This window comes from Microbacterium lacus (assembly GCF_039531105.1).
Classification (GTDB): Bacteria; Actinomycetota; Actinomycetes; order Actinomycetales; family Microbacteriaceae; genus Microbacterium; species Microbacterium lacus.
In genome coordinates this window covers 1,080,804-1,098,847 of sequence record NZ_BAAAPK010000001.1, presented here as the reverse complement: position 1 = coordinate 1,098,847, position 18,044 = coordinate 1,080,804, and the positions used below count along the sequence as shown (strand labels likewise).

Here is an 18,044-nt window from a genome sequence, read left to right as displayed (position 1 = left end):
GACGCTACCGACGATCCTGGTCAGGCGCCGACGCGCTCCGCCGACAGCGCCACTCCGTGCCGCTCCCGCAGAAGTCGCATCGTGGCGGCGACCTCGTCGCTGCGTCGGGCGGTGTCCCACCCGAGCACGTCGCCGGCGACGTCGGCGATCTCACGGAGCGCGTCCTCGCTCGCCGAGCCGACGAAGGCGATGCTCGTGCGACGCAGCAGCAGGTCGTCCAGATGGACGACGTACTCGGATGCCGCCAGATGGGCGATCTCACCGACCGAGTACTCCGGCAGCGAGACCAGCGGCGCATCGTCTGCGGGGAGGGACGCGATGAGGTCGGCGGCACGGGTGCCGTACCGCTCGAGCAGCCGGTCGACCCGTGCGACGTCCGTGCCGTCGGCGTGGCCGTGCACCCAGGCGTCCCGGGCGCGCTGCGTGCGCGGATACCCCTTCGCACCACCGATCGCGACACCCGCGGTGCTGCGCACGCGGGACCGGCCGAGGAGGCCCAGGACGTCGTCGGCGAGCTGCTCGCCGAGCGCACGGAAGGTGGTCCACTTGCCGCCGACCAGGCTCAGCACGGTCGTGCCTGGGCGACCCTTGGCGGTGGCGCGCTCGATGCGGTAGTCGCGGGAGACGAAGCCGGGCTGCGTGTCATCGTGTCGCGGCAGAGGGCGCACGCCTGAGAAGCGGTACACGATCTGCGAGCGGTCCACGGCGATGTCGGGGAAGACATGAGCGATCAGGTCGAAGAAGTAGTCGACCTCCTCCTCCGTGCACACCGCGGGTTCGCGCATGTCGTGCTCGAGGTCGGTCGTGCCGACCATGACCCGCCCCTTGAGCGGGTAGATCAGGACGATGCGACCGTCCTTGTGCTCGAAGAAGATCTCGCGGCCGGCGGTGGCGTCGAGCAGCTCGGGGTGGTCGAGGACGATGTGTGAGCCCTTCGTGCCGCCCATGAAGCGGGTCGGGTCGCCGAGCGCGTCGTTGGTCAGATCGGTCCAGGGACCGGAGGTGTTCACCACGACGTCCGCGGCGATGTCGAACTCCTCGCCCGTGACGGCGTCGCGCACGCGGACGCCGTCCGGCCCCATGCCGACGGCGGGCAGGTAGTTCGCCGCCCGCGCGTGGGGGCCGGTCGCGAGGGCGTCGTGTAGCACGTCCAGCGCGAGGCGCTCGGGGTCGTGCATGCTCGCGTCGTAGTACGTCGCCGTCCACTTCACCTTGCGATCCAGCGCCGGCAGCTCCTGGGCGGAGCGCTTGCTTCCGTGGAACCGATGGCGCGGCACCGCGCCGCCGTCGCGGGAGAAGAAGTCGTAGATCGTCAGGCCCGCCTTGATGAGCAGCGCACCGCGCTCGGTGCGCTTGCCCTGCTTGTGGGTCAGGAAACGCAGCGGCGCGGCGGCGATGCCGGAGAACGTGGAGTAGATCGGCACGGTGGTGGCCAACGGACGGACGTAGTGCGGCGCGGTCTTCAGCAGCGCATTGCGCTCGACGACGGACTCCCGGACGAGGCGGAACTCACCGTTCTCGAGGTAGCGGATGCCGCCGTGGATCATGTGCGAGGACGCACTGGAGGCGCCGGCGACGAAGTCGTCACGCTCGACGAGAACGACCTTCACGCCCTGGAACGCCAGGTCGCGGAACGTCGCGATGCCGTTGATGCCGCCTCCGATGATGACGACCTCGGCGGTCGGATCCGCGGCGATCGCCCGAACCGTCTCGCGTGCGGCGCCGGTGTCGTGGCTCGTCATGACGTCCCCCTTCGCAGTGTTGCGCGTGGTGCCGCTTGCGCGGCGGCGCACCATGTGGATGAATACATACTCACGCCCTCCGAACGGAGGTGCAATCCGATTGCACATATGTGCAGAGGGACGATCGAGATGCCGAACCGCCCGCCCGCCGATCACGCCCTCCCGGTCCGCACCCGGGATGCGTTGCGCGCCGCCCAGCTCTACTACATGCAGGACCTCACGATGGAGGCGATCGCGCACGAACTGTCGACCTCCCGATCCTCGGTCTCGCGCCTGCTGAGTCACGCACGCGAGAGCGGAGTGGTGGAGATCCTGATCCATTCACCGTTGGAGGGGCCCACCCGGCTCGAACAGGAGATCCGCGAGCGGCACGGCGTGACCGCCCATGTCGTCCCGGTCCCCGATCAGACCAGCGATGTCGAGCGGCTCGATCGCGTCGCGATGACCGCGGCGCGACTGCTGTCAGGGTGGGTGGACTCCAATCAGCGCATCGGGATCGCCTGGGGTTCCACGATCGGGGCGGTGAGCAGGCACCTCCCTCAGCGCAGCACTCACAACACCGAGATCGTCCAGCTCAACGGCGCAGGGAACATGCGCACCACGGGCATCATGTACGCCAGCGAGCTGCTGACCCGATTCGGCGCGGCGTTCGACGCGCCGGTCCATCAGTTCCCGGTGCCGGCGTTCTTCGACGACCCCGAGACGAAGCGCGCGTTCTGGCGCGAGCGGTCGATCCGGCCGGTGCTCGAGTTGCAGGCGAGCCTGGATCTCGCCGTCTTCGGCGTCGGATCCCCGTTCGCCGAAGTGCCCAGCCACGTCTACCAGGGCGGCTACCTCGACCGCGCCGATTACCGGGTGCTCAGCGAGCACGGCGTCGTCGGCGATGTGGCGACGGTGTTCTACCGCGCGGACGGCTCCAGTGACGGCATCCCCGTGAACGATCGTGCGACCGGCCCCGACTTCGACACCCTGCGCCGCACTCCCCGGCGCGTCGGCATCGTCGCGGGACGCGCGAAGGTGCCCGGGCTGCGAGGGGCGCTCCGGGCGGGGTTGATCACCGATCTCATCGTGGACGAGTCCACCGCCCGGGAGCTGGCCGGCACCGCGTCACACCGGGTCACGGAATGAATCGCGCGCGAAGGCGTTGACTACACTCGAGTGCAGTACGTGCTCCGGGGTCGGTGAGAATCCGAACCGGCGGTGACAGTCCGCGAGCTGAGGGATCGGCATCCGATCAGGGTGTCCCCGAGGTTGATCCGGTGGAATTCCGGAACCGACGGTGATGTGGCGTGAGAACGCTGCGAGTCCGGATGGGAGGCAGCACGAGCGGCGCAGGCATGCGCCGCCGTTCGCGATCCCCGGAGCCTGGACGAAGGATTCGGATGTCGATGAATGCTGCGGAGCGTGGCGCGATGGAACGCGCCCTCCGGATCGCGAGGAACGGACCGCGCGGGGTGAACCCGCAGGTCGGTGCCGTGATCCTCTCCGCCGACGGCGATGTGCTCGCCGAGGGGTGGCACCGCGGTGCCGGGACCGCGCACGCCGAGGTCGATGCGCTGTCGCAGCTGCCCGCGGGCGGCGCCGAAGGCGCGACGGCCGTCGTGACGCTCGAGCCGTGCAACCACACCGGCCGGACCGGTCCGTGCGCCGAGGCCCTGCTCGCGGCGGGAGTCGCGCGCGTCGTCTACGCACTCCCGGACCCCAACGCGGAGTCTTCCGGTGGCGGGGAACGCCTGCGGAGAGCGGGGGTCGACGTGGCGCAGGGGCTGCTCGAGGGGCCGGCGACAGAGCTCCTCGAGTCGTGGCTGACCGTGCAGCGCCTGGGGCGCCCTCACGTGAGCGTCAAGTGGGCCCAGAGCCTGGACGGTCGCGCGGCCGCCGCCGACGGCACGAGCAAGTGGATCACGGGCGGTGCGGCACGGGCGGACGTGCACCGTCGCCGGGCGGATGCCGACGCGATCGTCGCCGGCATCGGCACGGTCCTGGCAGATGACCCCGCACTGACCGCGCGGCAGCCCGACGGCTCGTTGTACGACGATCAGCCGCTCCCCGTCGTGCTCGGGGCGCGCCCCGTGCCCGAGGACGCCGCGGTCGTCCGCCATCCGCGCCGTTTCGTCCAGTACCCGGGCTCGGACATCTCCGGCCTCCTGAAGGATCTGCGCGAGCGCGGCGTGCAGCGCGTGTTCGTCGAGGGCGGCCCCACGGTGGCCAGCGCGTTCCTGCGCGAGGGGCTCGCCGACGAGGTGCTGGTCTACATCGCACCGACCTTGCTCGGTGCCGGATCCGACGGGGCCGACCGCCCGGCTCTGCGTTCCGTCGGAGTCGACACGATCACGCAGCAGCGACGTCTGCACATCGACGCCGTCCAGACCCTCGGCGATGACCTTCTGGTGATCGCCCGTCCCATCACGAAAGAGGACTGACAGATGTTCACCGGAATCGTCGAAGAGATCGGCGAAGTCACCGCCGTCGCACCGTCAGGTGACGGCGTGCGCCTGACCGTCCGCGCGCCGAAGGCGGTGTCGGATGCCGGGCACGGCGACTCGATCGCCGTGAGCGGCGTGTGCCTCACCGTGATCGACCAAGGGCCGGATTGGTTCACTGCCGACGTGATGCAGCAGACGCTCGCGATGTCGACCCTCGACGGGGTCGCGGAAGGGCGCCGGGTCAACCTCGAGCGCGCGACCGCGGCACACGGGCGGCTGGGCGGACACATCGTCCAGGGCCACATCGACGGCACCGGCGAGCTGCTCGAGGTGCGACCCGGAGAGCAGTGGCGGGTGCTGCGCATCTCGCTTCCCCCCGCGCTGGCACCGCTCGTCGTCGACAAGGGCTCGATCGCCGTGGACGGCGTCTCCCTCACGGTGAGCGCCGTGAGCGCCCCCGACGCACCGTCCGCCTGGTTCGAGGTCTCGCTGATCCCCGAGACTCTCGCCGCCACCACACTCGGCGCACGCTCCCCCGGCGACAGCGTGAACTTCGAGACCGACATCCTGGCGCGACACGTGCAGCGCCTCCTCGCCTTCGCCCCGCACGACCCCACCACAGAAGGAGGCTCGCGATGAGCCTTGCATCCATCACCGACGCGCTGGAAGCCCTGCGCGCCGGGAAGCCCGTCATCGTCGCGGACGACGAGAACCGCGAGAACGAGGGCGACGTCGTCCTGTCCGCCGAACTCGCCACCCCCGAGTGGATCGCCTGGACCGTGCGCTGGTCCAGCGGCTTCATCTGCGCACCGATGCCCGCCGAGTGGGCGGACCGGCTCGACCTCCCGCCCATGGTCGAAGTGAACGAGGATGCCCGCGGGACCGCGTACACCGTGAGCGTGGATGCCGCAGACCGGGTCTCGACGGGGATCAGCGCCTCCGACCGCGCGCACACCCTCAACGTCCTCGCCGATGCGACCTCCACGCCGACGAGCGTGATCCGCCCGGGCCACATCCTGCCGCTGCGCGCGGTCGACGGCGGCGTGCGCGAACGCGGCGGTCACACGGAGGCCGCGGTCGAGCTCATGCGCCTGGCAGGGCTCTCCCCCGTCGGAGCGATCGCCGAGGTCGTGGCCGAGGACGGTTCGATGATGCGGCTACCCGGTCTCATCGAGCTCGGCGAGCGCGACGGCGTGCCGGTCATCACGATCGAGCAGCTGGTCGCGCACCTGGACGAGCACGACCCCGTCGCGGCGCCCGCGCACGCCGCGCACCGTCGTCGGGTGAGCCTGCGGGCCGAGGCCAAGGTGCCGACCTCGCACGGCGAGTTCCGCTTCCTGGCGTACAAGGACCGCATCACCGGGACGGACCACCTCGCGATCGTGTCGGGCGAACTCGGCGACGCGCCGCTCGTGCGCGTGCACTCCGAGTGCCTCACCGGCGAAGCGTTCGGCTCGCTCAAGTGCGAGTGCGGCCCTCAGCTCGAGGCTGCGCTGGACGCGATCGAGCAGGACGGCGGCGTGGTGATCTACATGCGCGGCCACGAAGGCCGCGGGATCGGCCTCATCAACAAGCTGCGCGCCTACAGCCTGCAGGAGCGCGGCCTGGACACCGTCGACGCGAACCTCGCGCTGGGTCTGCCGGCGGACGCCCGCGACTACGCGGCCGCGGCCGGCATGCTCGCCGACCTGGGGGTGGAGAAGGTGCGCCTTCTCACCAACAACACCGACAAGGTCGCGCAGCTGCGCGAGCTCGGCCTCGAGATCGTCGAGCAGGTGCCGCTCCTGGTCGGGGTGGGGCCGAACAACCACCAGTACCTCTCCACGAAGCGCGATCGGATGGGGCACCTGATCGCCGAAGAGGATCTGGCCGACGCGCTCGCGCAGATGCACGAACCGACCACCACCCGGGGAGCAGAAGCATGAGCGGCAAGGGAGCGCCGATCGTCGGCGGCACGGACGGCACCGGACTCGAGGTCGTGATCGTCGCCGGCACGTGGCATGACGTGATCACGGACGGGCTGATCGCCGGTGCGCAGCGCACGCTGGACGCCGCCGGCGCCACGTGGCAGCTCGTCCGCGTCCCCGGCTCGTTCGAGCTCGCGGTCGCGGCGCAAGCGGCCCTCGCCGCGGGCGCCGACGCGGTCGTCGCGCTCGGCGTGATCATCCGGGGCGGGACGCCGCACTTCGAGTACGTGTCGTCGGCCACCACCGACGGGCTCACGCGCGTCGCGCTCGACGCCGGCAAGCCCGTGGGCTTCGGCGTCCTCACGCTCGACGATGAGCAGCAGGGCCTGGACCGCGCGGGGCTGCCCGGCTCGCACGAGGACAAGGGCGCGGAGGCCGCCGACGCTGCCGTGCGCACGGCGCTCGTGCTCCGCGCCCTTCGCTCCCAGGTCTGACTGCTCCTCCCGCGAGAGGCGCCCCGGCCCGGTCCTGCTCCCCCGCGAGAGGGCAGTTCTGTAGGGCGACACGCCGGTCGACGGGTGCATTCGTGCCCTCTCGCGAGCGGCCGTGAGGCGTGTCCAGCTGGCGGCGGGGCGCGGCGCGCAATAGCGTGCTGAGCATGGAACCCCTCGAAGTCCTCCGCCACATCGTCGTCTTCATCCACCTGATCGGCTTCGCGATCCTTTTCGGAGCATGGGCGGTCGAGGTGTACAACAAGCGCGTGCACGTGACGCCGCTGATGAACATCGGCCTGCTGATCGCGGCGGTCGCCGGACTCGCGCTGGCCGCGCCGTGGGGCATCTCGTACGACCTGAACTACGCGAAGATCGGCGTCAAGCTCGTCGTCCTGCTGATCATCGGCGCCTTCATCGGAATCGGCCTGGCCCGGCAGCGCAAGGGCGGAGCATGTCCGCCGGCGATCTTCTGGGGCATCGGCATCCTGACCCTGCTCAACGCGGGTCTCGCCGTCATCTGGCGCTGACGCTCCCGCGGCAGGCGGAGGACGCGGGCTAGACTCATCGCTCGTGTCCTCCCCCACCACAGCCCCGGCAAACCCCCGTTCCCGCGTCATCACGGCGAGCCTGGTCGGCACGACGATCGAGTTCTACGACTTCTACGTCTACGCGACGGCAGCGGTCCTGGTCTTCCCGATCCTCTTCTTCCCGACCGGCAACGACACGACAGCGCTGCTCGCCTCGTTCGGCGTCTTCGGCGCCGCCATGATCGCCCGCCCGCTGGGTGCGGTGATCTTCGGGCACTTCGGCGACAAGTTCGGCCGCAAGGCGACCCTGGTCGCGTCCCTGCTGACGATGGGCATCGCGACATTCCTCATCGGGTGCCTGCCGACGTTCGCGGACATCGGCTGGTGGGCGGCACTGCTCCTGCTGATCCTGCGCCTGGCCCAGGGCTTCGCCCTCGGCGGCGAGTGGTCCGGCGCGGCGCTGGTCGCGACCGAGAACGCTCCGGCGGGGAAGCGCGCCTGGTACGGCACGTTCCCGCAGCTGGGCGCCCCGCTCGGCTTCATCATCGCGAACTCGGTCTTCCTCGCGATCAACTTCCTCCTCCCCCACCCGGACGGTGCCGCCCAGCGTTCCGCCGACTTCCTGGCGTGGGGCTGGCGTGTCCCGTTCCTGTTCTCCGCGGTGATGGTCATCATCGGCCTCTGGGTGCGTCTGCAGCTCGTCGAGTCCGACACGTTCGTGAAGGCGGAGGAGAAGGGCGCGATCCGCAGGTTCCCGCTCGGCACGGTCTTCCGCAGGCACTGGTGGCACCTGATCCTCGGCACGTTCATCATGCTCGCGACGTATGTGCTGTTCTACCTGATGACGAACTTCACGCTGTCCTACGGCACGAAAGCCGCGGACCTGCAGACCGCCTCCGCCGCGGCGCAGGCCGCCGCCGAGGCCGCAGGCAAGCCGTTCGACGCGACGGCCTTCGCGGCTCAGTTCTATCCCGGCCTCGGCTTCGGGTACACGGACTTCGTCATCATGCAGATCATCGGTGTCGTCTTCTTCGGCATCTTCACGCTGCTCTCCGGCCCGATCGCCGACCGCATCGGCCGCCGGCGGCTCCTGCTGTGGGTGACGGGGCTGATCATCGTCTTCGGACTCACGTTCAACCTCTTCCTCCTGCCGCAGGCGGACCCCAAGTTCACCGGCGCCCTCACCCAGGCCTTCCTGATCTTCGGCTTCGTCCTCATGGGCTCCACGTTCGGCCCGATGGGTGCGGTGCTCCCCGAGCTCTTCCCGACCAACGTCCGGTACACCGGCTCGGCCGTGTCCTACAACGTCTCCTCGATCCTGGGCGCGGCGCTCGCCCCGATCGTCGCGGTGGCGCTCTGGGCGGGGACCGGCGGCAGCCCCTGGCTCGTCGGCATCTACCTCTCGGCGATGGGCGTGCTCACCTTCATCGCTCTGATCCTCGCCCCCGAGACGAAGGACGTCGACTACGACGCCGACCTGGGCGTGGGGGCGACTGCGTCGCTCTGACGCGGGCGGATGCCGCTGCCCGCCGTCCGCCGCGTGCAGGATCACGGCGATGTGCAGAATGACGGATGCCGGACGCGACTTTCGTCCGTCATCATGCACATCTCCGCAATCGTGCGCTCACTCCCGCCGCTCGTGCCGCACCGGGAGTACGTGCGCGGGGACATCGGCGGCGTCCGGGAACTCGCACCGGAACGTGCCCTCGTAGCCCGAGAGGTACCCGAAGACCCGATTGCGAACCTCGAGCCGGATGCGGAAGACCCCGGCACCGTCGTCGTAGCTCTCGCGCAGCTCGGCCCGCCCGCTGAAGATCATCGGAAAGCGGAAGGAGAGCGGGCCTTCGTGGAACCGTTGCGCGCCCGACCTCAGCAGGAGGCTTCCGTCCGGCTCCGCCGTGAGTTCGAGGTCGACGGCGAGATGCTGGTGGGTACCGAGGTAATCGATCACCCGACCGCTCGCACCGAGGATCATGGTCGCATCGAAGCGGTGCACGGCGCCCGGCATCCGGAAGTGCCGTACGAAAGTGACGGTTTCGCGTCCATAGGGGTCGCGATACGGGTGATTCTCGATCGTGAACTGCACGTCGGTACCGGTCTCGGGCACGAGGATGTTGCGGAACCGCCCGATCTGCAGGAACGGGACCGTCCACCACGGGCCGCGGCGGATGCGGCGCATCGTGCCACGGCCGACGCACGAGTACCCGGCGGCAAGCCCCACCCCGAACCTCCGCTGGAGCATCGGATGGAGGCGCTCGAAGTCGGCACCCATCGCGCGAGCGAAGATCGACGGAGCATCCGTCATGGCTGCACCAGAACGCCGAGTGTCGCGGGCGCATCGCTCATGATCGCGCCGCGGTGTACACGGTGACCGCAACGCGCGGCCCGCGGCCTGTCCCCCCGCCAGACCGCGAGCACCGACCGCAGTGGCCATCGCTCGGGCGGCGCGCCCCCTTCGGCCCAGATCCGCAGCCGATCGAAGCTCCACGCGGTGACCCAGCCGATCAGCGGCCTCACGATCAGATCGGCCACGCGGCCCCAGTTCGGGTCGTAGTCGTATCCGGTCGTGAAGACCACCCCGCCGGTGTCCTCGCGATAACGCCAGTATCCGCGTCCGGCGCCCAGGGGTGACAGCCGGCTGTCGGCGTCGAAGCGGAGTGCGGATGTGCGTGTGCCGTCGGGGCGGTCGCGCTCGCCGATCGTCGTGCCGGTACCGACGATCGAGAGGGGGCCCACCCGTCGTTCGTAGCGGAACCGGATGCCGCCCCCGGCAAGCGGCTCGACCGGCGTGATCCGGCTGAAGCGCGCGTCCCATCTCGCGTGTCGGGCTGGATCCTGGGTGAGCTCCCACACACGATCCAGCGAGGCCTCGATGCGGATGCTGACGAAGATGGGACGAGGACCTCGCGTGCCCGGCCGGATCACGACAGCGAGCCGATCAGGGCGGGGAGATACCAGAACCCGGCGATCGCAACCGGCACGGTGAGGGCGATCGTGCCCCACACGGTCATCGCACGGAGGAACCGCGCACCCTTCTGGGGCCGGCCGTACATGTTGAGGGACGACAGCGCGGCGGCCCCGGCGACGATGACCAGGCTGACGGCGGGGGCCACGAAGGTCGTGGGCACGACCGGAAACGCAAGAATCGCCCACGCGGGCGGCGTTCCGGGCTCACCGTAGGCCATCAGCAGGCCGACGACGACGGATCCAGCGACGAGCGACACGTTTACGATCGTCAGTACTCGGAACCAGCCGACGCTCCACAGCCCCGCTTCGGCATCCGCCTCCGGCGCGATCGCCGCGCTCACGCGCGCACCTCAGCGACCAGGTCGAGAAGCTCGCGCAGCGGTTTACGCAGCACGCGCACGCGGATCAACGGCAGCGAGAGCTTCAGCAGGCGCAGCCCGCGGTCGAGCAGCCGCCGCGTGCGCTCGCGCTCCGGCGAGCCGTCATAGACCCAGAACAGCGCCAAAAGGAGGTGTGCCAGAACGAGGGCAGAAGGCATATCCCGCTCGAACTCGGCGGGGAGCCGATTCGCGGCGCCGGAAACGGCTTCGCGGAACAGCCCCACGACGATGTCGCGTGAAGGGGCCGATTCCCCTGACAGCGGGTTGAGTGAGGAGCGCGGCGACACAGCGGCTGAGAGGAACTCCGGCGCGAAACGATGGTACGGCTCGAGCTGGTCGAGCCCGGTGCGGAAGACGATCCCGAGGCGTTCGACGAGGTCGTCGGTCTGTCCGAGCAGCGGCTCCGCCGCATCGCGATGCGCCCGCTGAACCTCGAGGTAGAGCTCTTGCACCAGATCGTTCTTCGACGCGAAGTGGTAGTTCGTGGTGCCCACGGACACCCCCGCCTCCTGGGCGATCAGGCGGATCGTGGTGAGGTCGTAGCCGCGCTCACGGAACGACCGCAGCGCGATGTCGCGTATCGAGGAGCGAGTCCGTTCGCTCTTGGTGACGGGCGCACTCACGGAACTGAACATGTTCAGATCGTAGCCCGCAGACTGAACATGTTCAAGAACGGGTGCACTTCGCGCAACGGGGCCGCGGTGCGGCATCCGCCACGCCCCGGTCCCGCGCGCGTGCAGGATCACGGAGATGTGCAGAATGACGGATGCCGGACGCGACTTTCGTCCGTCATCCTGCACATCTCCGCAATCGTGCGCGCGGATGCACGCGGAAAGCTGGGACCGCGGATGCCGAACGCGGCGTCAGTCGAGGAAGAGCGCGCGCAGCCGCTTCGTGGTGAAGACGAGCCCGACGGCGATCATCACGACGTAGTACAGGACGTGCCAGAGCATGCCCCAGTACAGGGCTCCCGTGGTGAGCCCGCGGACGAGTTCGACCCCGTGCCACAGCGGGAAGATCTTCACGATCACCTGGATGAACTCCGGGTACACCGTGATCGGGTACAGCGTCGCGGAGAAAAGGAACATCGGGAGCAGTACGAAATTGATCCAGTCCATGTGCTGGAAGGCCTTCATGTAGCTCGTGACCGCCATGCCCAGGCTCGCGAAGCCGAAGGCGATCAGCAGAACGGCCGGAATCGCGAGAATCGCGGTCCACGCGAGATTCAGCCCGGCGATCTGCATGATGATCATGAAGCCGGTCGCATAGAGCAGCCCGCGCAGAAGGGCATAGAGGATCTCGCCCAGCGCGACATCGAGCGGGCCGAGCGAGGTGGACAGCATCCCCTCGTAGAGCTTGCCGTAGTTGAGCTTGAAGAACACGTTCCACGTCGAGTCGTAGATCGCACCGTTCATCGCCGAGACCGCGAGGAGCGCCGGGGCGATGAACGCGGCGTAGGAGACCTCCAGGCCGCTCGTGGTCTCCACGGTGCCGATGAGGGCGCCGAGCCCGATGCCCATCGAGAGGAGGTAGAACACCGGCTCGAAGAAGCCGGAGAGCACGACGACCCAGCTCGACGAGCGCGCGGCCAGGAGCCCGCGCTGCACGACGGCGGCGGGGTTCCCCGCCCACAGCGCGCGGACTCCGCCCGCGCGTCGGACGGGCGCGTTCTCGGTCACGGCGGTCACGCGGCCAGCCTCCGCTCGAACAGGCGCCGGGCGATCACGAAACCGCCGACGGTGAGCGCGATGAGGTACCCGAAGTGGACGAACAACAGGAGCGGTTCGATCGGGCGCCCGTACGTCAGCCACCGGCCGATCTCGGTCGCATGCCAGAGCGGCGAGATCCAGCCGATCCACTGCAGCCAGAGCGGTAGCGTCGCGAGCGGATAGAACGTGCCGGAGAACAGGAACATCGGCATGAAGATGAACCGCTGCACGAGCGCGAACTGGCCCTTGTCATCGGTGATCGACGCCGCGTACGCCATGAGCGGGACGCCGAAGGCGAGCCCGGCGAGGATCGCGATGAAGATCGCCAGCCAGCCCGTGGCGGCATCCGGGATCGCCCCGAAGAGGTACAGGAACGCCGTGTACGCCACGGCGGTGACGACCATGCGGGCTGCGGCGCCGAACATGACGCCGGTGGCGATCTGCCCGGGCGCGATCGCCGACGCGCTGAAGCCGAAGAAGTAGCGGCGCCACTTGAAGCCCGACATGACCGGGTAGGTGAACTCCTCGCTCGCGACCGCGATCGTCGAGGTCATGAGCAGTGCGGGGGCGACGAAGACGAGGTACGAGACCTCGACGCCGCCCTCGCTCACGGGCGCGTCGATCAGGGCCGCGAGCCCCACGGCGAGGCCGAGCAGGTAGAGGATCGGCTGCCCGAGCGCGCCCACGATGATCGTCCATCCGTACGCGCGCATCGCGCGCACCATGTGCTCGGTGACGTACCAGGCGCCGAATCGGCGCGGCTTGCGGCCCCACTGGAGCGCCTCGGCGCGCAGTTCGTCGAGGGTGGGCTGCTCGATGACGGATGCCGCGTCCCCGCGTTCGGGCAGGCTCATTCGATCAGCGACCTTCCGGTGAGGCGGAGGAACACGTCCTCCAAGCTCGAGCGCCGCACCAGGCTCGTGAGCGGCTCGAGACCCCGCCGGGTGACCTCCTCCAGGGCGTGCTCGCCGTTCTCCGTGTAGATCAGGACGCGATCGGGCAGAACCTCCACCCGGTCGCCGATCCCCCGCAGCTGCGGCTCGATCTGCTGGTTGCGGTCGGAGCCGAAGCGCACTTCGAGCACCTCACGGCTCGAGTGCTCGCGGATGAGCGAGGCCGGAGTGCCCTCCGCCATGATGCGCCCCTTGTCGACCACGACCAGGCGGTCGCACAGCTGCTCGGCCTCGTCCATGTAGTGCGTCGTGAGGAGCAGGGTCGTGCCGCGCTCCTTCAGACGGAAGAGGCGGTCCCACAAGACGTGCCGAGCCTGCGGGTCCAATCCCGTCGTCGGCTCGTCCAGCAGCAGGATGCGGGGATCGTTGATGAGTCCGCGCGCGATCGTGAGCCGCCGCTTCATGCCGCCGGACAGCTGGTCGACCTTGCTCTTGGCCTTGTCCTCGAGGGCCGCGAACGCGAGCAGCTCATCCGCCTTCTGCGCGCACACCGCGCCCGGCAGGCCGAAGTACCGGCCGTAGATGTAGAGGTTCTCGCGCGCGTTCAGCTCGCCGTCGAGGTTGTCCTGCTGCGGGACGACCCCGAGGCGGGAGCGGATCTCGGGCCCGTACTGGTCGGGGTCCAGACCCAAGATCGACAGCTCGCCGCCCGTGCGCGTGGAGACGGCCCCGATCATCTTCATCGTCGTGGACTTGCCGGCGCCGTTCGGCCCCAGGAGCCCGAACGACTCGCCCGGGGCGACCTCGAAGGAGAGCCCGTCGACCGCGACGAAGTCGGGCTTGCCCTTCACGGAATAGGACTTGACGAGGTTCTTCGCATCGATCACGGGGGCAGGCACCGGACCACCCTACCCGCGGCTCCGGACACCACCCGGGGCTGGGACGGCCCCGCACGAAGTACCGTCGTAGATGAACGTCCGCAGGAACGAGGTACCCGCATGTCCACGACCCGTCCCACCCGCCGTCGCGGGCGCACCGAGCCGGAAGGGCCTCGCGCGACCTTCCGGCAGCTGCTGCCGTTCATCTTCGAGCACAAGCGGACCCTCGTCGTGGTCGCCGTGCTCAGCATCCTCGGCGCCGCGGCGACCCTCGCCCAGCCTCTTCTGGTCGGCGTCGTCATCGAGCGTGTGCAACAAGGCGACACCCTCGGTCTCCTGGTCTGGCTGCTCGTCGCGCTCGTCGTCATCGCATCCGTGATCTCGGGCTATCAGCACTACCTCCTCCAGCGGACCGGGACAGCGGTCGTCTACTCGAGCCGCCGCAAGCTCATCGCGCGCATCCTGCGTCTGCCGATCAGCGAATTCGACGCGCGCCGCACCGGTGACCTCGTCTCGCGCGTCGGCACGGATACGACACTGCTCTACGCGGTGCTCACTCAGGGACTTGCGGACGCGGTCGGCAATTCGCTCATCTTCGTCGGAGCGCTCATCGCGATGGCCGTGATCGATCCGGTCCTCCTCGTCCTCATCGTGGTCGTGATCGGGATCTCGGTCGTGATCGTCGTGCTGCTCAGCGGCCGCATCCGCACCGCGTCGACCGAGCAGCAGGAACGCGTCGGCGAGCTCGCCTCCGGCGTCGAACGCGCGGTCGGATCGATCCGCACGGTGCGCGCCGCCGGCGCGACGGCCCGCGAGACCGCCGCCGTCGAGGCGATGGCGACCCAGGCCTACGAGGTCGGCGTGCGCATCGCGAAGGTCTCCGCCCTGGTCGTGCCGGTCGCGGGCATCGCCCTGCAGGTCTCGCTCCTGGTGGTGCTCGGCGTCGGCGGCTTCCGCGTCGCCGCGGGCGCGATCACGATCGCCGCCCTCGTGTCGTTCATCCTCTTCCTGTTCCTGATGATCCAGCCGCTGGCCTCGACCTTCGGCGCGATCACGTCCGTCAACCAGGCCCTCGGCGCCCTCGGACGCATCCAGGAGGTCCTCGACCTGCCGACCGAGGACCAGGACGACGCCCGCATCGCGGCGGGCGCGACGCCGACGGATGCCGGGGCGGCGGCATCCGATTCGGCACCGGCGATCTCGTTCCGGGACGTGCGGTTCCGCTACCCCGAGAACGTGATCGCCGCCCGGGAGGCCGCGGCGAAGGAAGCCCGCGCGGTGCTCGAGCAGGTGCACCTGGAGAGCGCCGCGACCGAGCCGGCGATCGAGCCCGAGCGCGATGTGCTGCGCGGCGTCACCTTCGACGTGCCCCGCGGGGCACGCGTCGCCCTCGTCGGGCCGAGCGGCGCGGGCAAGAGCACGATCCTGTCGCTCATCGAGCGGTTCTACGACCCGACCGACGGGGCCATCGCGCTGGACGGGCGCGACATCCGCACGCTGCCGCGCGACGAGCTGCGCGCGCAGTTCGGTTACGTCGAGCAGGACGCTCCCACGCTCGCCGGCACGATCGGCGACAACCTCCGGCTCGGGTCCCCCGACGCGACGGATGCCGACTGCGAGCGTGTGCTGCGCGCCGTGAACCTGGGCGAGGTGCTCGAACGGAGCCCGCTCGGCGTCGACGCCCCCGTCGGCGAGGACGGCGTGATGCTCTCCGGCGGCGAACGTCAGCGCCTCGCGATCGCACGGGCGCTGCTGGCTGCGCCGCCGATCCTGCTCTTGGATGAGTCCACCTCATCCCTGGACGGCGTGAACGAGCAGCGCATGCGCGACGCGATCGACGCCGTCGCCGCCGACCGGACGCTCATCGTGATCGCGCACCGCCTGTCGACCGTGGTGGACAGCGACCGGATCGTGGTGCTGGATCACGGTCAGGTCATCGGCCAGGGGACGCACTCCGAGCTCGTGGCCTCGACGCCGCTCTACCGCGACCTCGCGAAGCACCAGCTCCTGGTCTGACCCGCGCGCCCTCGCCCCCCCCCCCCCCCCCCGAGGTGGTGGTTCTTCCGCCGAGATGGTGGTTCTTCCGCCGAGATGGTGGGCACATTCTCGGCGGGAAAGGGACCATCTCGGCGGAAAAGGGACCTTCTCGGCGGGAACAGAGATCCGGCGGATCAGGAGCGCTGGAGGCGGTACCGCAGGGCCTGCAGCTCGGACTGGAGCGGGGCGGGGATGCGGCCGCCGAAGGTTGCGTAGAACTCCTCGGTCAGCTCCGCCTCGCGCAGCCACGAGGACCGGTCGATCGCGAACAGCTCGTCCAGGTCGGCCTGCGGAACCTCGATCCCGTCCAGGTTCAGGTCCTCCGTGCGGGGAAGGCGCCCGATCGGGCTGTCGACCGCCGGAACGGCACCCTCGATGCGGCGGATGATCCAGTCGATCACGCGGGCGTTGTCGCCGAAACCGGGCCACAGGAACCGGCCGTCGGCGCCCTTGCGGAACCAGTTCACCTGGAAGATGCGCGGAGCGCGGTCGAAGCGCAGCTTCTGCCCGACCGAGAGCCAGTGCCCGAAGTAATCGGCCATGTTGTAGCCGCAGAACGGGAGCATCGCGAACGGGTCGCGGCGGAGCTCGCCGACCGTGCCCTCGGCGGCCGCCGTGCGCTCGGAGGAGATGTTCGAGCCCAGGAAGACACCGTGCGTCCAGTCGGTGGCCTCGACGACGAGCGGGACGTTCGTGGCGCGGCGGCCGCCGAACAGGATCGCGTCGAGCGGAACGCCCTCGGGAGCCTCCCAGTCGCTCGCGATCTGCGGGCACTGCCCCGCTCCGACCGTGAAGCGCGAGTTCGGGTGCGCGGCGGGACGACCGGATGCCGGCGTCCACGGGTTGCCCTCCCAGTCGATGAGGTTCGCGGGCGCCTCGTCCGTCAGACCCTCCCACCAGACGTCGCCGTCGGGACGGAGGGCGACGTTCGTGAAGATCGTGTTGCCCCACAGGGTCTCGACCGCCGTGACGTTCGTCGACTCCCCCGTGCCGGGAGCAACACCGAAGAAGCCCGCCTCGGGGTTGATCGCCCAGAGGCGCCCGTCCTCGCCGGGGCGCAGCCACGCGATGTCGTCGCCCAGCGTCTCGACCCGCCAGCCGGGGATGGAGGGACGGAGCATCGCGAGGTTCGTCTTGCCGCATGCGGACGGGAACGCCGCCGCGACGTGGAACGCCTTGCCCGCCGGGTCGATCACCCGGATGAGCAGCATGTGCTCGGCGAGCCAGCCCTCGTCGCGACCGATGACCGAGGCGATGCGCAGCGCGAAGCATTTCTTGGCGAGGATCGCGTTGCCGCCGTAGCCCGAGCCGAAGGACCACACCTCGAGCGTGTCGGGGAAGTGGACGATGTACTTCTCGTCGTTGCAGGGCCACGCGACGTCCTGCTCGCCGGGAGCGAGCGGAGCGCCGACCGAGTGCACGGTCTTGACCCACGGCGCGCCCGCCGCGATCTCGCGGAGCACGCCGACGCCGACCCGCGTCATGATGCCGATCGAGGTCACGGCGTAGGCGCTGTCGGTGACCTGCACGCCGATGTGCGAGAGCGGACCGCCGACCGGACCCATCGAGAACGGGACGACGTACATCGTGCGCCCGCGCATGCTGCCCTCGAACAGCGGCGTGATCGTCGCACGGATCTCGGACGGGGCGACCCAGTTGTTCGTGGGCCCGGCGTCCTCTTCGAGCTCGGACGCGATGAAGGTGCGGGCCTCGGTGCGCGCGACGTCGCTCGGGTGCGAGCGGGCGAGGTACGAGCCCGGCCGCCACTCGGGGTTGAGCTTGATGATCTTGCCCTCGTCGACCATCTCGCGCAGCAGCGCGTCGTTCTCAGCGCGGGACCCGTCGACCCAGTGGATGCGGTCGGGCTGGGTCAGCGCGGCGATCTGATCGACCCATGCCACGAGCGCGGCCATGCCGTCCCCCTCGACGGTCGGCCGTGCTCCGAAGCCCGTCGCGGCGGGGTTGCGGCGGGCGGGCGTGTTCGAGGGCCGTGTGAAGATGTCGGCAAGGGCCATGATTACTCCTGTTCGATCGGCTCAGATCGGTGGTCTTCCTCCACTATGCGAGGTGTTCCGAAGAGTTTT

17 protein-coding genes and 1 riboswitch are annotated in these 18,044 nt (G+C 69.7%); of the genes, 8 read left to right on the top strand and 9 right to left on the bottom strand.

Features of this window, described 5'->3' with window-relative positions; genetic code table 11:
• Nucleotides 1–20: 20 nt before the first annotated feature.
• Nucleotides 21–1,742, bottom strand: a complete 1,722-nt coding sequence (locus ABD197_RS05120) for a glycerol-3-phosphate dehydrogenase/oxidase (RefSeq protein ID WP_344052260.1) — start codon at nucleotides 1,740–1,742, stop codon at nucleotides 21–23.
• A 129-nt stretch (nucleotides 1,743–1,871) separates the two neighbouring features.
• On the opposite strand from ABD197_RS05120, the gene ABD197_RS05115 reads away from it, so the two are divergent.
• The 7 genes from ABD197_RS05115 to ABD197_RS05085 all read left to right on the top strand — a co-directional run bounded on the left by ABD197_RS05115 (nucleotide 1,872) and on the right by ABD197_RS05085 (nucleotide 8,603).
• Nucleotides 1,872–2,870: a sugar-binding transcriptional regulator gene (locus ABD197_RS05115; RefSeq protein WP_344052258.1), complete on the top strand. Its 999-nt coding sequence runs from the start codon at nucleotides 1,872–1,874 to the stop codon at nucleotides 2,868–2,870.
• Between the two features lie 36 nt (nucleotides 2,871–2,906).
• Nucleotides 2,907–3,069: riboswitch (FMN riboswitch) on the top strand.
• A gap of 55 nt (nucleotides 3,070–3,124) precedes the next feature.
• Nucleotides 3,125–4,165: a bifunctional diaminohydroxyphosphoribosylaminopyrimidine deaminase/5-amino-6-(5-phosphoribosylamino)uracil reductase RibD gene (ribD, locus tag ABD197_RS05110; protein WP_344052255.1), complete on the top strand. Its 1,041-nt coding sequence runs from the start codon at nucleotides 3,125–3,127 to the stop codon at nucleotides 4,163–4,165.
• Between the two features lie 3 nt (nucleotides 4,166–4,168).
• Entirely contained in the window at nucleotides 4,169–4,807 is a 639-nt protein-coding gene (locus ABD197_RS05105; RefSeq protein ID WP_344052254.1) for a riboflavin synthase, read from the top strand.
• A complete protein-coding gene (ribA, locus tag ABD197_RS05100; protein WP_344052252.1) occupies nucleotides 4,804–6,093 on the top strand; it encodes a GTP cyclohydrolase II in 1,290 nt (429 codons plus the stop codon). The genes ABD197_RS05105 and ribA overlap by 4 nt, the downstream gene beginning before the upstream one ends.
• Entirely contained in the window at nucleotides 6,090–6,569 is a 480-nt protein-coding gene (ribH, locus tag ABD197_RS05095) for a 6,7-dimethyl-8-ribityllumazine synthase (RefSeq protein ID WP_344052250.1), read from the top strand. The genes ribA and ribH overlap by 4 nt, the downstream gene beginning before the upstream one ends.
• 164 nt (nucleotides 6,570–6,733) lie before the next feature.
• The gene (locus tag ABD197_RS05090) at nucleotides 6,734–7,096 is read left to right on the top strand and encodes a Fe-S protein (RefSeq protein ID WP_344052248.1); all 363 of its coding nucleotides are present in this window, start codon (nucleotides 6,734–6,736) and stop codon (nucleotides 7,094–7,096) included.
• A 43-nt stretch (nucleotides 7,097–7,139) separates the two neighbouring features.
• Entirely contained in the window at nucleotides 7,140–8,603 is a 1,464-nt protein-coding gene (locus tag ABD197_RS05085; protein ID WP_344052246.1) for an MFS transporter, read from the top strand.
• A gap of 117 nt (nucleotides 8,604–8,720) precedes the next feature.
• Here the strand turns inward: ABD197_RS05085 and ABD197_RS05080 are convergent, their stop codons facing one another.
• The 7 genes from ABD197_RS05080 to ABD197_RS05050 all read right to left on the bottom strand — a co-directional run bounded on the left by ABD197_RS05080 (nucleotide 8,721) and on the right by ABD197_RS05050 (nucleotide 13,944).
• Nucleotides 8,721–9,401: a DUF4166 domain-containing protein gene (locus ABD197_RS05080; RefSeq protein WP_344052244.1), complete on the bottom strand. Its 681-nt coding sequence runs from the start codon at nucleotides 9,399–9,401 to the stop codon at nucleotides 8,721–8,723.
• On the bottom strand, nucleotides 9,398–10,021 hold the full coding sequence (locus ABD197_RS05075; protein ID WP_344052242.1) for an SRPBCC family protein: 624 nt from the start codon (nucleotides 10,019–10,021) through the stop codon (nucleotides 9,398–9,400). The genes ABD197_RS05080 and ABD197_RS05075 overlap by 4 nt, the downstream gene beginning before the upstream one ends.
• A complete protein-coding gene (locus ABD197_RS05070; RefSeq protein ID WP_344052240.1) occupies nucleotides 10,018–10,404 on the bottom strand; it encodes a hypothetical protein in 387 nt (128 codons plus the stop codon). Before ABD197_RS05070 ends, ABD197_RS05075 begins: the two co-directional genes overlap by 4 nt.
• Nucleotides 10,401–11,189, bottom strand: a complete 789-nt coding sequence (locus tag ABD197_RS05065) for a TetR/AcrR family transcriptional regulator (protein ID WP_344052238.1) — start codon at nucleotides 11,187–11,189, stop codon at nucleotides 10,401–10,403. Before ABD197_RS05065 ends, ABD197_RS05070 begins: the two co-directional genes overlap by 4 nt.
• Before the next feature lie 117 nt (nucleotides 11,190–11,306).
• Nucleotides 11,307–12,131 (bottom strand): ABC transporter permease, encoded by an 825-nt coding sequence (locus tag ABD197_RS05060; protein ID WP_344052236.1) that lies wholly within the window; start codon nucleotides 12,129–12,131, stop codon nucleotides 11,307–11,309.
• Nucleotides 12,128–13,006 carry an ABC transporter permease gene (locus tag ABD197_RS05055; protein WP_344052234.1) on the bottom strand — a complete coding sequence of 293 codons (879 nt, stop codon included), beginning with the start codon at nucleotides 13,004–13,006 and terminating at the stop codon, nucleotides 12,128–12,130. Before ABD197_RS05055 ends, ABD197_RS05060 begins: the two co-directional genes overlap by 4 nt.
• A complete protein-coding gene (locus tag ABD197_RS05050) occupies nucleotides 13,003–13,944 on the bottom strand; it encodes an ABC transporter ATP-binding protein (RefSeq protein ID WP_344052232.1) in 942 nt (313 codons plus the stop codon). The genes ABD197_RS05055 and ABD197_RS05050 overlap by 4 nt, the downstream gene beginning before the upstream one ends.
• A 99-nt stretch (nucleotides 13,945–14,043) precedes the next feature.
• Here ABD197_RS05050 and ABD197_RS05045 point away from each other — a divergent pair, with 99 nt between their 5' ends.
• A complete protein-coding gene (locus ABD197_RS05045) occupies nucleotides 14,044–15,939 on the top strand; it encodes an ABC transporter ATP-binding protein (protein ID WP_344052230.1) in 1,896 nt (631 codons plus the stop codon).
• A 155-nt stretch (nucleotides 15,940–16,094) separates the two neighbouring features.
• Here the strand turns inward: ABD197_RS05045 and ABD197_RS05040 are convergent, their stop codons facing one another.
• A complete protein-coding gene (locus ABD197_RS05040; RefSeq protein WP_344052228.1) occupies nucleotides 16,095–17,975 on the bottom strand; it encodes a phosphoenolpyruvate carboxykinase (GTP) in 1,881 nt (626 codons plus the stop codon).
• Between the last annotated feature and the right edge of the window lie 69 nt (nucleotides 17,976–18,044).

Bases quoted from the DNA above. Each gene is read 5' to 3' on its own strand.
- ABD197_RS05120 (WP_344052260.1), bottom strand. From the start codon at position 1,742: ATGACGAGCCACGACACCGGCGCCGCACGCGAGACGGTTCGGGCGATC.
- ABD197_RS05080 (WP_344052244.1), bottom strand. From the start codon at position 9,401: ATGACGGATGCTCCGTCGATCTTCGCTCGCGCGATGGGTGCCGACTTC.
- ribD (WP_344052255.1), top strand. From the start codon at position 3,125: ATGTCGATGAATGCTGCGGAGCGTGGCGCGATGGAACGCGCCCTCCGG.
- ABD197_RS05115 (WP_344052258.1), top strand. From the start codon at position 1,872: ATGCCGAACCGCCCGCCCGCCGATCACGCCCTCCCGGTCCGCACCCGG.
- ABD197_RS05040 (WP_344052228.1), bottom strand. From the start codon at position 17,975: ATGGCCCTTGCCGACATCTTCACACGGCCCTCGAACACGCCCGCCCGC.
- ribH (WP_344052250.1), top strand. From the start codon at position 6,090: ATGAGCGGCAAGGGAGCGCCGATCGTCGGCGGCACGGACGGCACCGGA.
- ABD197_RS05045 (WP_344052230.1), top strand. From the start codon at position 14,044: ATGTCCACGACCCGTCCCACCCGCCGTCGCGGGCGCACCGAGCCGGAA.
- ABD197_RS05090 (WP_344052248.1), top strand. From the start codon at position 6,734: ATGGAACCCCTCGAAGTCCTCCGCCACATCGTCGTCTTCATCCACCTG.
- ABD197_RS05055 (WP_344052234.1), bottom strand. From the start codon at position 13,006: ATGAGCCTGCCCGAACGCGGGGACGCGGCATCCGTCATCGAGCAGCCC.
- ABD197_RS05105 (WP_344052254.1), top strand. From the start codon at position 4,169: ATGTTCACCGGAATCGTCGAAGAGATCGGCGAAGTCACCGCCGTCGCA.
- ribA (WP_344052252.1), top strand. From the start codon at position 4,804: ATGAGCCTTGCATCCATCACCGACGCGCTGGAAGCCCTGCGCGCCGGG.